The sequence below is a fragment of the Microcoleus sp. AS-A8 genome, from assembly GCA_039962225.1.
GTDB lineage: Bacteria > Cyanobacteriota > Cyanobacteriia > Cyanobacteriales > Coleofasciculaceae > Allocoleopsis.
The window spans coordinates 16698-31991 of sequence record JAMPKV010000035.1; the positions used below are offsets into that span (position 1 = coordinate 16698).

The following is a 15294-nucleotide window of genomic DNA, read 5'->3' on the forward strand; positions in this document are numbered from 1 at the left end:
ATTATTTGGGATTGTTAGATGAATTTATCAACTGAGGCTCACCCAGCAATTCCTCCAGAAAAGATCCATCAATCGTGACATCTTTATCCGGTAAGAATCCAAGGTTTTGCAAGAGCATATTGCGCTCGTTCCGAATAGTCTCTGTATTTATTTCCTGTTTTAGATTTTTCGTATCTGATGCACTTCCAGACCTTAAACTGGGCAAATTAATTACTTCCCATTGGTAACCCTTACCAGCATCGCGATCGCCTAACAACAGTTTTTTGTATGCAATATTTTGGCTTTTCTGGACTTCCGTTGGTGGTTTAGGAATAATATTGAACCCACATAATACATTCTCCATAAACCGTGGTGCATTGGGATCTCTAGGAATAAAGCCTTCACCCCACAGTGCTGTTGGCACTCTCTTAAAAATAGGCTGCCAAGAAAATTCGGGATTAACCAGCTTATTCTGATGTTTGATTTCAATCTTATGGGTACTGCTCAAGCTCGATCTCAAGTCCATCGGTCGGATTGAAATTTTTGGCTCCCATGCTCTATACTCATCAGAATCGGCCATATTACTGGCAGTAGATGGAATCGCAGAGTCGGTAGAAATCGCGAATTCCTTAGGGTTGATAATCCACTCTTCTACGTTGTCACGCTTAACTTTCCCGATTAGACCATCGGCGACAGCAATGTTGCAAATTTCGGTATCAGCAGGTAGCAGGGACGCTTTAAATTCTTGCCAGGTGAGAGCTTTCGGTCTGGGAGGGAGAGAACTGCCAAACCTCATCTCGACGGATACGGGACCCACTTCCAAAAACGCTCTGCCTGAGAAAGGCGGTCCCCAGATTTGTAAACTTGCCCGGATATCTAGCGAGACGGTTCTCCAGCAAATCTTGACAGAGGCCCTGATTTCCAGAGCAACAGTGGCTTCGTAATAGAACGGCTTCCAGGCAATCAGGAAGTGAGCCTCAATTTTGTAAGTGGCTTTGACATTTCCTTGTTCAAAGCTAGCCTCCATGCAGACCCCTGCCATTAATGTGGAAGCAGTGAGGGCAAAGTACCCTTCTCCCTTAATAGAAAGGTTTTCATTCAATTGCCACTCCAGCTTGAGTCGTGGCACCTGGGGATAGTGGCTGGGAACTTTGAATTTAGGATGATACCCCCCTAAGGTGAGAACAAAGTCTCCTTCATGCTCACCAGAGAACCAACTGTAAAAGGCAAAGCCTCCACTGAGATAGCACTTCTTAGACAGGATGTAAGACCCTTTTTGCAGGTTCGCTTCAACCCGTAAAACTCCTTCATCGGGAATATAAACAGCTTTGAGGGCAAGTTTAGCTTCTGCAACGGGTTCAATATCTAAATCGACTGCACCAGGCGGAGCAACGAGGGAGGCTAGCCCTAAAATATGAAATTCTGTACGTTTACCTAGTTTAACGATGAGTAGAACAAAGGCATCTACAATCTTGAAGGAGGTAAACTTAACGCCAATGGCAAAAAACATCTCCCCTGAGGCAGGCTGAATGTAAGGCCCTAAACTATCAAGTATTTGTAGCAGGTCTTTACCTGTGTCCTCGCCTCCTATTGCAAGCTTGACAAAAGGAAAGTCTTCAACAGCTTCAACAGTTTCAGGCGGATTTAATCGACGGTTGTAGCCAAAGCCTGCGGCTAAACCCGTTACAAAGAAGGCTGGGGGACCCCCAAGAGGATAATCTAGCAGAGCAAAGATAAACAGCGATGCCTCGCCTTTGACTTCCGCGTAGGAGCCAATCGCTGAGAGGGTAATCTTTTTACCTTTAAAACTGGTGCCAATAATGACGGCACCGCTGTATTCCTCATAAATGACAGGGTTCCCGTTTTCATCTAGTTGAATTGCGCCTTGTTCGTCTTTCAGGGTCAGAGTTTTGCGGAGCAAGGCACCGCCAATTTCTAGACAGCCTCCGCCGGAGTAGTGAATGCCCAGTCCGTTCAGCCGGAATTTGGGTTTGAACTCGGTGAGAGAGGAGCCAACGCCTAAGCCATTGCAGGAAAGGGTGATGCCACCAAAGGAGAGGGAGGCATTAAGAAAAAACCATAGTTCTGAGTTCTGGAATTGCATCCCCACCTGTTGCAAGGTGAGAGGACCCAGCTTTTTGTTAACGTCAATCCAGGTAATAGTGTCATCTACGTTAGGAGGAGCCTGGGCTAATGCCTTGAATTTTTCGTTTTTAGGGTTTTGTTCAGTTTTTGAGATTGATGTCTCAGACTCCTGTGGGGTAAGGTCAGCCTTTGCAGTATTGGTAATCTGACCCCTTTGAGAAGAGGCAGCACTAGACCTGTTTTTTTTGCTGCGGGAGAGGGGTAAAGTGACCCATTGTGGGTTGTTTTCCAAAGTGAGGCAGGCACTCAGATATAGTCCTGACTGCAAGGCAGGAGGCTTTTCTGTTTGCTCTTCTTTACTGGAAAGGACGGGCGGTAATGAAAGACCCTGCGGTAGGTTCAGGGTGTTGACCAACTCGGCGGAGATGTCCTGATAGGCATAGAGAATTTGGACGCCGTTGATGCGGGGGGTGAAGTCAGTAGGGAGTTTGTCGCCGATGAGGGGCAAATCAGCCAGGTTGATATCGAGTCCCAATGTAGCACCCACTAAAAAGGTAGGGGATGCTTGGGGTTTGTTTTTAGCTGAATCGGGAGCCTTTTGATAAGCTAGGAAAACTTGCTGAAGAGAGAATGCTAACCCGGTGGGCAGTTGATCGGCGATGCTAGGAATGAGATAACTGATGAGTTCTGAGATATCGATAGAATCACCAGTTTCGTTGCGGTAGGCAGCGGTAAACCCCGCAAATGAGTTTGTAGGCGTAGAAAGGGTGGCAAATTCAAATCGTCGCTGCTGAAGGATAAGGTAGACTTTTTTCTGTTGGGAACCAGGGTCAGTTTCAACAACGAGGAGAAGAGAAGTTGGCTGATCACCCAGGGTGAGTTCTGCTTGAATACCAAGAGTCAGTGAGGGTGAATTGCTCATAGCTATTCCTTCCTGTTTTTAGCTGCCTCAGTTGTTGTTAAATCCTCAGAACCAGTTACCGATACATCCTCATCTAAACTTTCATGATGAAGCATAAAACGTAATAAGGTGGCATCTGATCGCTTTCTTGAGGCTGTATAGTTGCTTCATGCTTATGCCCATAGTTACCACCTACAGATGAGGTATCCCAGTGTCGTTCTGATCTATCCCACCATCGACTCCCATAGTCCCTAGCATCTGCCCAGTAGTAGCCACCTTTTCCATGATCTTCTCCACCATCAGGTCGTCCATCGAATTGATTCGCTATTCGGTAGCTATGTTTATGAGAAGGTATTTCTTGCTCAGTTAATTGATGTTCAAGAACTTCAACTTTGTAATTATGCTGTTTGCTACCACCGCTTTCATTCAGATGGTATCCATCTCCAGCAGATAGAATAAATCTTCCCCTTAGATCAGGGGTTCCTTTGGTTCCATCACAAAGTGCCCAACCATAAGGGAGAGCATCTGCTGCTCCGCTCCACATCATGATCATGCCTGTTACAAAGGCACCTTCACCTTCAAACTTTCTCGCACTCACGGTATTGTTGACCGTGAGTGAATTTGCCACTACCTCCCCCTTCACCTCCAAGGAATCTAACGCTACTTCTCCCTTCACTTCTAGGGAATCTGCCGCTATTTTCCCCTTTACATCTAGTTGAGTTTCCGGATCGGGTAGTTTGTTAATGCCAATCCGTCCGCTACCAACTCCGCTCTCCTTTTGTTCGGTAATACAGGTTTTAGTCACACCCAGTATTATTTTTTTATCCATATATCCTGGTAAGTTGTAGTAGGCTACATGCAAATTACCAATGCCTGAACGAAGTGAGGTTTTAAGTTTGTTTATTGTAATGAATAAATCCTCGTTCTGTTTCAATGTGAATTGCTTCAGACGAGCTTGCTCATCTTCTCGTTTCCAGGCGAAATTTGGTTTAATTATCCAGGTTGGATCTTCTACAGTTGAATCTGACTTTTCTATGACCCAGTAACCTTCTTTAGATGCTTTTCTGGAAGGTTCTATATTTTTTCATACAAATATTTCACACTCTTCTGTCTCATCTTTTTTGGCAAGCGCCCAAGCTTCTTCTTTATTTCCTTCTACATCAATTGTGATTTCAAACTTCGATTTTTCGTTTAAAGTAATTACATCTTGACCTACATTTACAATCTGAAGTAGGAGGGATTGAGACTCTGAACCAGTATTGAGAAGGGTAGGTGCATAAGCAAACGTAACAGTTAAACTGGCTGCTCTTTCCCCAGAGTGATTGAGAACGGTGAGAATAATTATCTGCCTTTGAGCATCGATAGCGTTTCGTTGTGCGTTAGCATTTTCATCAGATTTCTCCTGTGCCAAGTAGAAATCTTTATAATTGATCTCTAATTGAGTAACCCTTGCTCCCTCAATAGAATTTGCGCCAATACCAACCAATGTAATAAATTGAGTTCCTTGTTGTTCTATAACCAGATCCTCCTTTCGTTTGAGGAGAAAAAGCGAAACCGTGCGATCGCGATTTTCATAAGGCCGACTCATGCTCCAGCCGTCTTTACTGACTTCACTCAAATCAATCTTTTCGCGGGATCTCTGTGAGAGTTGATTAGGTCTGAATTTCAGTTCTATATGATAATTGTTAGAGCTAGGAGCTTCTATATCGGATTGAGTAGACTTCCCAAGATTGATTGCCTTGGGAGAGAGATTTTTAATCTCTAAATTGAATCGCAGGTCATCAGGATTATCGTTGATGTAAAGAATATTGTAATCATTCCGTTCATAGTAATTGTAGAGTCCAAATGAGAGCAGGTTTTGTTGTAAAAAATCTTCATGGGTTTGGTCAGGCATGGTAGGATTCCTGATTTTTCAATAGTTAATAGTGGCTATTCAGCAAAGTGCTAAATTATGAGATATGCAACTAGAAAGGAGTTCACGAACTATTGGTTTGGTGTTCGAGCTTTTTCAACTTGAGCCAGCCTTCTCGTAACTCCTGCTTGGCAAAAACAGCTTCCATCTGTACTGGACGAATTTTTACTGCACAGACATCCAGCGCCATTTCAATATGTTTTTGCCATCTTTGATAAGGTTCTTCTAGCTCGCGTTGCGATCGCTTGTCATAGGGCGTTACTAGCACTTTATCGTTCTCTACTGTCAGCCAACCCACCTCACGCTTAAGCAGGTGTTCCCAAATTGTTTCTCCGCTCAAGTTCTGTTCCTTGCCTTGGTTCTGGAGTTGGCTACTCTGGTTTGCATTTCCCAAGGTTTGGCTGCGTGACTGAATTTGGAGTTGGAGATGTTGGACAAACACTTCTCGTGTAATTTCTCCAATCATTGAAATTTCTGACCAATTTTTATCTTCATGCTGCTCGAACCAGGACCAAGTGTAACCCTGTTCATCAGGGAGGGGTAAATGCATTCTGCGGGGCGTCAGAATAGGAGCCGTTAAAAATGAAATTGAAATTGTCTTCAGGGCATCCACATAATGTTCTTTGGGAATGGAAATGTCTTTTGTGGGCACAATTCCCGTTACCGCATGGACTTTCGTCCTAGGATCAATCAGTGCTGTCACGACCTGGGGAGCAGCCTGTACTGTTTGGTAAAACAGATGCGGCGTGGTGACAATTCGCTCATGGTTTACACCCTGTGCTTGGGCAATATAAACCTGCTGACTCAGGTTGCCAGCGTCGTCCTCTAGCCAGTAGCCCACCAGCCCATCACTGAGTTTGCGATAATCTCCCAGGCGAATGGGAAATTGTACCTGCTCAAATTGATTGGTTTCCCGCTCTGTTCGTTCTAAATCTTGTCGAAAAACCGACCAATCCTGGTTGATAGCAGGTCGCCCCTGTAATTGTAGATTGAGCGTCGCCCGTACCACTGCAATGGGTTGCCCCATGATCAGCGCGATCGCAGGGTCACGATCTACATCCTCCGGTTCAATGTTTTCCCATGCCGTCCGCACTGCTTGTATAAATTCCTCTAAAAACCTATCTGTTGCGGTGGAATCGGTATCGTCCCCTCCGCACAGCGTCTGCAATACTCGCTTTAAATAGGGGTTCTCAATGCTGTCAAGGGTGTGGGCAGTTTGGGGCGCACTCCGCCAACGCTCCTCTCCAGCTTGACGGATTTCTATTTCCCCTAATGAGTGACCTGCTGCATCGTAAATTTCCAGGGTGTTGTCAATAAAATCGGGCAGAATCCACCCGCAGATGGGGTTTAAGCATGGATGAGACGAGGCTTCTCCTTCATAGTTAGGATTGCCAGAAAGCCAACGGAAATTAAGTCGGGTTCCCTGCACTAGGCGTGGTGGCAGGGCAATGGTTTCTGTAGTCTCAATAGACTGGTTAGTTGCGTTGTAGTCCTTTGTACGGATAAGAGTGGGTTTGAGATGGTCTGGGGTGAGAGTGTGTTGCCATTGTAGGGTTTGGGTCTGCCCGAAGGTATCAACCAGGCGCAGCCGCAAAACCTTGAGGCTTCCGGCTCGAATCGGGTTGAAAAAATTCAACGGTTGCGGTGCACTGATGATACGGCTGGCAACAGTGCTGCTAACCAAGTCAGCAAAGCTTTGGTACTCCGGAAAACCAATGGGATCGGCGATGTCGAGTTGTAGGGTTTGCCGACGGCCTAACAATGCTTGGTTCAATCCACTCAAACACTGGGAGAGACAGACCGTCTGCCGCAGTTCTTGATAAGCAAGCAACAGCGATATGTAAATCGCATATTGCGCCCTCTGCTGCTCAGAATACTCACTCTCTGGAGCAAGCAATTGAGTTTGCAACCATTTAATAAAATTGTCTACCTGCGTTGGAAAGAAATTTGCTTGGGACAGTTGTTCCTGTTGGCAGTAGTGCTCAAAAACAGGCTGTTTGCTGAAGTAATCAGTAATTCGCTCTTCGTGGTGCACGGTCGCATGGCTGCTGAGGAAACTCCGACCGCTGTAGATATCCTGAACAATCGTGCTGTCGCTGAAGTTGTCTTCTAGATCCTGCTGTTTTAGATCAATTGCGTTGGAGTCGAGCTGATAGTGACGGGTCAGAAAATTGGTTGGATAGTTGCGATTGGATGAAAGGTTACTACCTTGACCTTTGACGGGGTAGAACGCAACTTCCCACTCCAACATGAAGGGATTCCAGGGCTGTTCTTGCCAGATGGTATGCCCTGGGTGGTTTACTGAGTCAGTTCCAATCAATTGAGCGATTTGCCGATCTAATGCGTTTAGGAATTCATCGGCATCTTCAGGATTGATTTGAAGCTGACCGCGCCAAAAAGATGCGATCTGCTGGGCAAAGCCAGATGGTTCTGGGTTCCAGAGGTTACAAGTCAGGGGCTGATCCGCAGAAATAGGGGGGGCAGTAAACCTTGCCGCTTCTCCAACCACCATAACGACTGGTTCAGTGGGCTGCCAATAACGAGGTGCAGGAAGAGGTTGCAGTTGATAGGCGATCTGTGATGCAGTTCTGGTATCAGGTTCAGTTGGGAATAAGTTATCTAATTGCTGGACGAGAAAATTGATATGGTCAGCAATTCTCTGCGCTAACGAATTCGGATTGTTTGCAGAAGTCTCTGGTGAAGCAGCAGCCCTGATTACTTTTCCTTTATCGTCAGTTTCTAAAGTTAAGATTCCTGTTTCAGATTTCAGGCGATCTAAGGCAGCAATGCCTTGGGTCTGGATAAAATGCTTGACTTGATCTGGTCTGGGATACTCAGTTAGCCTGCCAATCGGCGGATAGCCACAAACGATGTACTTATACCAATCCGCAAAGAGTTGGTCTTGCCGAGACTCTATTTCGCGAAGCGCTCGATTATATTCCTCTTGCGACTCATTAAGGTGCAAAAGTGCGCTGGCAAGCTCATCAGGAATCAAGGGTTCGGAGGCATTCCTGGCAGTCGATGAAGGGTTGCCAGATTCTTCGCTTTCGGATGGAATGTTCCAATCCTGTTTAGGATCTACTTTCTCGATACGCCAGAGGATACCTGCTGCTAATCCTGCGAATCCTTTTTCGTGGCGGGCTTCCTTGAGCCGAGTGTCTAAGTCTAAATGATGCCCCTCCAGGGCGGCGGACAGTTGTAGCGCTTCTAAATAGTTCTCTAGTGCCTGTTTGGATGCCAGTGGGGTTGCTTGATTTGTGGTGACTCGATCGGCTAGATACGCAGATAAAGCTTCTGTCCCGGTATTGGCCAGCGCAATTGTGACCGGTGTATCACCCTCAGATTGTGCTTTGTTGGATAACGCTTTCCGGAAGGTCAGGCGACCATAGCAGAGCATCTGAGTGGGTAGTTCATCCCCATTGACAATCCATTTGTGTTCATCTTCTAAAGCCGCTTTGAATGATTTCCCTAATTTTGAAATATTCTGCAAAAACTGCTTTAGATAATCTTGATCTGGATCGCTGTACCATCCCCAAACATCATAGTTAAGCTTCTCGGTTGCTTCCTGAACTTCAGCATCGTAGCCGCCAAAAACGCTATAGGCGTTGGGATAAAATGCAGCAAAAGCGGGGTCGCCATAGCCAATTGCAGTTAACTGGTTCCCCCAATATTCTGCGAGTGCATCCTTTAGGGGCCAATCCTTGAGGGGGACTTGGCGACCTAAAAAGCGAAAGGGTTGATATTTCCCTTCATCAGGCTTGGCGGGAAAGGGAATACAAACATTTTTAGCGGTACTTTTCTCAGGCCACAGATAATCACTTTCAACAACCCAGGCTTTAGGATTGAGTGTCCCTCCCCGACGGGTAATTAACCAACGATTGGGAACGGCTGGAAATTGTGGGCTTTTTCCCTCTTCTTGCTTGCCTTGACACAGTGCTTTCGGTAATCGCCAATGTAAATGAGTGCCCGCAGGGGCTAGAAAGTTGCAGCTTTGAAAAGGAGCCGTAACAATCGATTCACTGATGTTGGTGACGTGAGTGTTGACATCTCGTTGTCCATCAAAATATGGCAACCGACTAAAGTCTGCCATTGCCCCAGCGAGTAACTCACTCTTGGATAGACAGAGGGCATTGACTTCAATGGGAACCATTAAGTAGCGATCGCGCATGGTAACAAACTCATGGGGCAGGCGGCTTCCCTGGAATAGGATAGGGGCTGCAATTCCTAGGGATAAACGTTAGTCATTACATTGACGTTAGGCTTTTTCAGCTAACAGATGTAGCGATTCATCCAGATAATGTCCTTGAGGCTGTAGGTTGAGCAGAGCCTCAACCTACAACAGATTCAAAATTGGCAGATTGAGCGCAACGCACAATACGAAATTGTGAGATTTTGGAGAGCTTGCCAATCCATCAGAGCAGGCGTTTAACCTTATTTGCCAGCCGATAAAGCGGCAATCTCTTTGCCTGCTGGAAGAGCAGCTTGGACTCCCTTAATGGACTCTTCTAGCACTTGCGTCACTCTCTCCTCTTTAATTCCTTTGGCAATCACAACAAACAATCCATTGAATTTGAAAAAGTCACCTTGTTGCTCTGGAGACGTTGGGCAACGGGCACTGGCAGCAAACAAGTAATCGCTTTTCCCAGCTTTGTCTTTTTCCTTGGGATGCTCTTCAAAGTATTTTGCCGTGTCTGACTCTGGATACTGCTTGTAGTACAGGGCTCTAACTGTCAGTTCAGCGTTGAGGACTTTTTTAATTAGATTGTCCAATGGCCCGATTCCTGTAGGTGCTTCTGCTTTAGGATCTAAGAATGCCACGGACTCTTTGCTCATTTTGAAATCCTGAGTCGCAATGGCTTGTATAGCTGCTCCGAGCGCACCGATTTCCAAAGGCTTGGCAAGTTCAAGTTCAAGACCATAATCCTTGGTCTTGTCGATGGGAGTTCTTGGCATGAGATCAACCGTTTGCTGATTGATCTCAATTTGAACGCCAACATACACTTCTTTTTCTTTTGCTGAGTCTTTTCCCTGGCTTTTTGTGTCTGCCATAATTTCCTATTGAAATTAAATATTGGATGTTTGAGAGTCTCTAAAAACTTTACAGTTTTCTCAATGCTCTACACCTTTAAGACGATTCCCAAGAGCAATTTCTGAATTTTTCGAGTGACAAGTTTTTTCCCTAACTCTGATGCACTCCACGAACCCATCACGAGAAGCAGCAAAGCAGGCGATCGCACCGCCTCTTCTTCAAACCCCACCAGCCGCGATCGCACCAGAAGGCGATATACCTAAAAACGGGACAGTTTCTACTGGGAGAACGTTAATTCATCTTTTTCGTCTGATTATCTGGGAATCGAATCAGGTTAATCGCACGAGTCACTAGCGATGAGGTTATTGAGGCAGCGTATGACTGGCTGTGCGATCGCCGTCACAACTATCACCACAAAATGATGTCTGGCAGTTGCGGCGCTGGTGGACAGAGAAAAACCCCTGCTTGGTGGCGCAACTGGGCGTGTGGTGGGCTATCTTACCTCCGTTTCTTTGTGGCTCCTCCCTCTTCTTCTTTTTGACTCTGGCATCGTTCGTTGAAAACTTCCATATCACCTTAGAGGCAGTCTGATTACGCTCTTTTTGCCATGCTTCTAGCTGCTTGTTCAGCTCTTCTTTGGTGGGAATCCTTCTATCTAAACATTGCTTCGATAAAATACTAAGTTCAATTTCAGCGACATTTAACCAACTGCCATTGCGAGGTGTATGATAAATTTCAAGTCTTCTGGCTAAACGATGAGCTTCAGGAGCCGGAAATGCTTCATAAAGTGAGGCGATGTTATGGGTGTTCAGATTATCACAAACTAGCTTGACTTTTCGAGCTTTGGGATAGTCTAAATCCAATAATTGACGCACTTCTTCTGCCCAATCTAAACGAGTGCGACTGTCTCGGTTACTGACCCGTCGCCATCCGCGATTAGGGTCAAAAAACATGAATAAAGCTTGTACTCCTTCACGGGTATAGTGATAGTCTTCTTTTTTGTCTTGCCCAGGTTGCATGGAGATCGCTTCGTAGAGGTGTCCTTGCAATTGGACAGAGGCTTCATCCATATTAATTAAAGGTTCATCTTCACAATGGACAGTACTGTAAAGGTCGAGAATGACTTCCATTTGAGAGACAAATCTTGCTAAATCCCGTTCAGGAATACAGAATCGTTCGGTTTTCCAAGGACGTAATTGGTTTTTTTTAGAGTGCGCCACACGGTGGAGCCGGAAATTTCGGTGACAATTTGCCGCTTTTTGAGTTCTGAGGTTAGCAGTCTAATCGTCCACTCTGCTCTTCCTTCTGGTGGGTCAGAACAACACAGGGCAATAATTTGTGCCTCGGTGGCTCCATCTACTATGGAGGGAGAAGGTGGCGTTTTTCTCTGTTGTCGATTAAGGGCAGGTTTTTCCCCTTTTTGAAGATACCTTTGGCGAATTCGTCCTACTGTGTTTCTATGCACCTGTAAAGCTTCGGCTATTTCTTCATCTGTCCATTTTCTTCTAACGTGTTCCCCTTCATCACACATCAGTAGAATTCGAGCGGGTAGGATTTTTTTAGCAGGTGCATAGCCATTGCGACTGATTCGTTCAAGGTTTTCTCTGTGTTCTTGCGTCAGATGAACTTTATCTCGGCGACCTCTTCCCATTTTGATCTCCTCAGTTCCGCTGATTTAATGCACTATTTTAGCTGAAACAGTCCACTACTGGCGTGACACAGCTAATTTGATGCAATAGAAAACGGTTGCAAGCAAGATAAAGCAAGATTTTGGGAGATTTTCTTAATGCACTATTTTAGCTTTGCCACGCTACTACAAATAGAGGCTTTGCGTAAGTCCTAGGGATATCAGTTTGCGCCTCCGGGGTTGGCGGTGGCGCGAGTGACGGTGGAACGGTTTGTTGAGCGGGTTTTCCGGCTTTACGAGCAGGGTACGACGGCGAGTCGCATTGGGGAATGCGATGACCGATGGTTGAGATGGGTTAGGAGCGGGGTGTTGAGAGTTGTTTATCGTGGTGTGGGTTGCGGCGAGTTGATCATATTCTGGTTGTTGGTACGCTTTCGGGATTTATTTTCGTTACATTATTCCTTGGTTGGGGCGGTTGTTGCTGTCGCTTTCCTCCATTTATGGAGCGTCAGCTCATCGTAATACCAACACACTCTTTCCACTGGTATTGGTTTCTTGTATTTCCAAGTTATTTTACTTTTCACGCTCCCTGTCGCAGTTTTAAGTATTTTTTCTTTACCTTCCATAGATATTCTGTCATCATTGTTGCCTTCCCAATTCTTCGCTTGTTCCCATAAGGGGTTAATACACTGCTCATACAATAAGATTATGTTCGCGCATAATTCTCTTTCTTCTTTTTCTCTTAGCGCGTAGCTAAAGTCGTCAATCGCTTCTCCCGGCCCGTCTGATCTCTCCTTTTGCTCGTTGGGTCCTTCTACTAGGTTCCATGCCGGCCAGTGTACAAGCTTCCTTAGCACATCATTGTCAAGACTCTTCGACTTCCTTTGCAGTTTCTCTTTCCACTGCGTGATGTCCGTTATGTATTCTATTATTTCTTCTTTGTTTCTCGCGTTCTCTACAGAGGCTTGTGACGCCATAAGGTTCGCACTATCTTCGTCCGCCATGAACATTTGCGCGAGGTCAACAAGCACTCTGTTCGGATCGTATTGCTTTACCTTTTTATTCGGTTTTTTATCTGTCGAATTCATCGCTAATGACCAGTCGTGATATACTGCGGTGTTCCATACTAATTTCAGGTCTTGGATTGGGATGATGTGGTGCCATGATAGGTCAACCATGCCTTTTGGTTTGTCGCTACTATGTGTGTATACACGTTGAGGTTCATCTCTATCCTTGTCGGCCACGTTTATGATCAGTGAACTCCATCCATCGTCGTCTCTTACTAATGTCTGGAGCAATGCGCTCCATTTAGTATTTATTTTTTTCTTCTCTCCATCCTTCAATTCTTTTTTGTTAGATTGTTCGTTTGTTTCCATACCGTCATACCCTCTCTTTTTTTCTGTTGTTACTACTTTTTCCTCGTCTGCATAGCTTTTCTGAATGAACAAAATTCAGCAGATTTGCCAATCACCGTGTAAGGAATAACCGAGTATGCTTCAGAGCGATCGGCCAGATTTTGCTGCCATTTTATAGTGACTGATTCCTGACTGGATGGGTCAAACTAGATGTTGTCACCTTTTTCAACTAAGTTGGACATTGGATATTCCTCTATTGTGTATGTCTCAATATCTTCGTATTACCCATTTTGGGCTTCTACTATATAGACGATTCTCACCATCACTTTCTGAATGTTTTGAGGAAGAATATTTTTGACAAACTTGTGTACCTTTCATCGCGAGCGCAAAATTCGGGAGATTGCGCCGAAAGAGTTATAAAAACGGGAGTTCCAGAGATTGTGGTCGGCGTAGGTATGGACATAGGCCGATCAAAAAAACGCAGTATTTGCGTCTAGCCTGTCCTACAATGGGAAGCTGTTTGTAATAAAATAGTCCCCCTCTCTTACCTCAAAAAGCCAGCGCTCTCGTAATTCCACCCACCAGCCATGAGGAGAGTGAACCACGCACTTTTGGGGACAGCACTTAACGCGAATGAGCTGTCCATCCAACGCGAGGGAGTTGAATAACGCTTGAATTGCTGAAAGGTTGTAGGCTAATTATTCAGCCTCGTTTAGGGGTGAAGCAATTGCCTAAATTTGTGTTCCACCACCCAGTTCTACCCGACCTGCGATAACTTTTTTCATGGTTCTCTAGATATTAGCTCATTGCAGACCTCCAATATGTGAGTTTAGGTTCAGGGTTCAAACGGTCTATACTTAAGACGCTTCTTGTTGGCAATTTCTGAATTTTTTCGAGTTAGAAGCGTTTTTACCAAACTATATAATTTCCCCTATCAAACCAGCATCAAGTACGATTTCTCTTTCGCACTCTCCCAATTGCATCCCATTGCCAGCAGAAATCATGCCCAGTGCGGAAAATTTTATGAAGGAGTCGATTTAGACTTGGCGAGTTGCTGGCTGTATTCGAGGGTGACGTTTCAAGCGATCGCTTTGCCGTGCCCTTTGGGGCGCGAGCGTTGCGCTGCCGCCGTTCGGCAGATCGCGCACTACTGGATGGAGCAATTACCCGTTACCTGTGTGATCGCCTGATTAGGGTCAGGCTAAGTGTATCGGGGACGAAGGACAGCCGTTATATTAGACTGTTGTGTTGTAGTTAGCCGATTCCCGAACGTACTCAATAAAGCTTGACACGATACTGGGAGCACCATTTGCGGGACAAAATATTCCTCCCGTTTGGCTGTTGTGCCGAAGGTAGTTAGCATCAGTAAGAAGAATTTGGTGTGCCTTCGGTAGGTTCCAGAACGGTATAGAGGGCAGTAAATGATGGACTAGGTGGAAGTTTTCGCCGTGCATACTGGTAAAGAATGCCTCATACCAGGGGCTAAAGCGATTCCTTGTCATGTACAGATCGACTGTGCTGTTTCCCACGAGTGGGTAATGTTCGCCCAGTTCAATGAACCATCCTAAAACTTGAAACACGGTGATGTAGGGAACTAACCAAAATAAGATTAGCTTGTCCCAAAATCCTAACCAGATAGATGCACCAATAAGGATGAGTAGATAGGCGAACATGATGAGACTTTCGTGACGGTTGCCTTCTTTGGAGAAGAGTCTATGCTTAACTACATAGACCAAGTAACGCGGTACTTTTAACAGCAGCAGGGGCTGGATAATATGCTTCAGGAGAAAGTCTCTAGGGCTAAGTGGCTCGTACAGTCCTGCTTCTCGATAAAGCCTAAAATCGGGGTCTAGTTCAGGGTTGCCCAAGTATCTGTGATGCAAGGAGCAGTGGGATTTCTTGTATACAATCATCTGCTGGAAAATCAGGTATCCGGAGCAGAATGTACCCAGTACCCAGTTCAACGATTTGTTTTTAACTAATACTCCATGAGCGCTCTCATGTACTAGGGTAGCTAAAGCTCGCTGGCGAGACCCAATTAGTAGAAGCGCTAGTGGGTAGAAAAACCATGTGACATGGCTTGTAATCAGGATACTGGTAAGGATGATGAAATAGTTTTCAAACAAGGCTAGTAGACCATGCCAATTATCTAGCTTTGTTAGGTCTCTTATCTGGCTGGTAATCTCCTGAGAAAATTTATACCGCTCATACTTTTCTTTCATAACATTGCTACCATAAATAAATGCTATTTTTGATGACTCGGTGGGAGGAAGTGAAACTACCATTGGCAAAGGTTCTCAAGAAATGGATAAAGAAACTTGATGCCCACTAGGATGGGCATTAAGAGATATAGATAGAAATAAGCGGAAGACTTAATTAAGGTGATTCAATCGAAAATAAAAAGCG

9 protein-coding genes and 1 pseudogene are annotated in these 15294 nt (G+C 45.3%); 2 read left to right on the forward strand and 8 right to left on the reverse strand.

Features of this window, described 5'->3' with window-relative positions:
• Position 1 precedes the first annotated feature (1 nt).
• The 5 genes from NDI48_29545 to NDI48_29565 form a co-directional block, all read right to left on the reverse strand.
• Positions 2 to 2986 (reverse strand): hypothetical protein, encoded by a 2985-nt coding sequence (locus NDI48_29545; GenBank protein MEP0835310.1) that lies wholly within the window; start codon positions 2984 to 2986, stop codon positions 2 to 4.
• Between the two features lie 73 nt (positions 2987 to 3059).
• Positions 3060 to 3899, reverse strand: a complete 840-nt coding sequence (locus NDI48_29550; GenBank protein MEP0835311.1) for a phage tail protein — start codon at positions 3897 to 3899, stop codon at positions 3060 to 3062.
• A gap of 150 nt (positions 3900 to 4049) precedes the next feature.
• Positions 4050 to 4859, reverse strand: coding sequence for a hypothetical protein (locus tag NDI48_29555; protein ID MEP0835312.1), 810 nt, complete (start codon positions 4857 to 4859; stop codon positions 4050 to 4052).
• Between the two features lie 82 nt (positions 4860 to 4941).
• Positions 4942 to 9045, reverse strand: a complete 4104-nt coding sequence (locus tag NDI48_29560) for a hypothetical protein (GenBank protein ID MEP0835313.1) — start codon at positions 9043 to 9045, stop codon at positions 4942 to 4944.
• A gap of 263 nt (positions 9046 to 9308) precedes the next feature.
• A complete protein-coding gene (locus NDI48_29565) occupies positions 9309 to 9926 on the reverse strand; it encodes a hypothetical protein (protein MEP0835314.1) in 618 nt (205 codons plus the stop codon).
• 139 nt (positions 9927 to 10065) lie between these two features.
• On the opposite strand from NDI48_29565, the gene NDI48_29570 reads away from it, so the two are divergent.
• Entirely contained in the window at positions 10066 to 10260 is a 195-nt protein-coding gene (locus tag NDI48_29570) for a hypothetical protein (GenBank protein ID MEP0835315.1), read from the forward strand.
• 182 nt (positions 10261 to 10442) lie between these two features.
• Here the strand turns inward: NDI48_29570 and NDI48_29575 are convergent.
• Together NDI48_29575 and NDI48_29580 are read right to left on the reverse strand one after the other, a co-directional pair.
• A pseudogene (locus tag NDI48_29575) lies at positions 10443 to 11557 on the reverse strand (IS630 family transposase).
• A 431-nt stretch (positions 11558 to 11988) separates the two neighbouring features.
• Positions 11989 to 12981 carry a hypothetical protein gene (locus NDI48_29580; protein ID MEP0835316.1) on the reverse strand — a complete coding sequence of 331 codons (993 nt, stop codon included), beginning with the start codon at positions 12979 to 12981 and terminating at the stop codon, positions 11989 to 11991.
• Positions 12982 to 13760: 779 nt separating this feature from the next.
• Between NDI48_29580 and NDI48_29585 the strand changes: the two genes are divergently transcribed.
• A complete protein-coding gene (locus NDI48_29585; GenBank protein ID MEP0835317.1) occupies positions 13761 to 14078 on the forward strand; it encodes a hypothetical protein in 318 nt (105 codons plus the stop codon).
• A 45-nt stretch (positions 14079 to 14123) separates the two neighbouring features.
• Here the strand turns inward: NDI48_29585 and NDI48_29590 are convergent, their stop codons facing one another.
• Entirely contained in the window at positions 14124 to 15173 is a 1050-nt protein-coding gene (locus tag NDI48_29590) for a fatty acid desaturase family protein (protein MEP0835318.1), read from the reverse strand.
• Between the last annotated feature and the right edge of the window lie 121 nt (positions 15174 to 15294).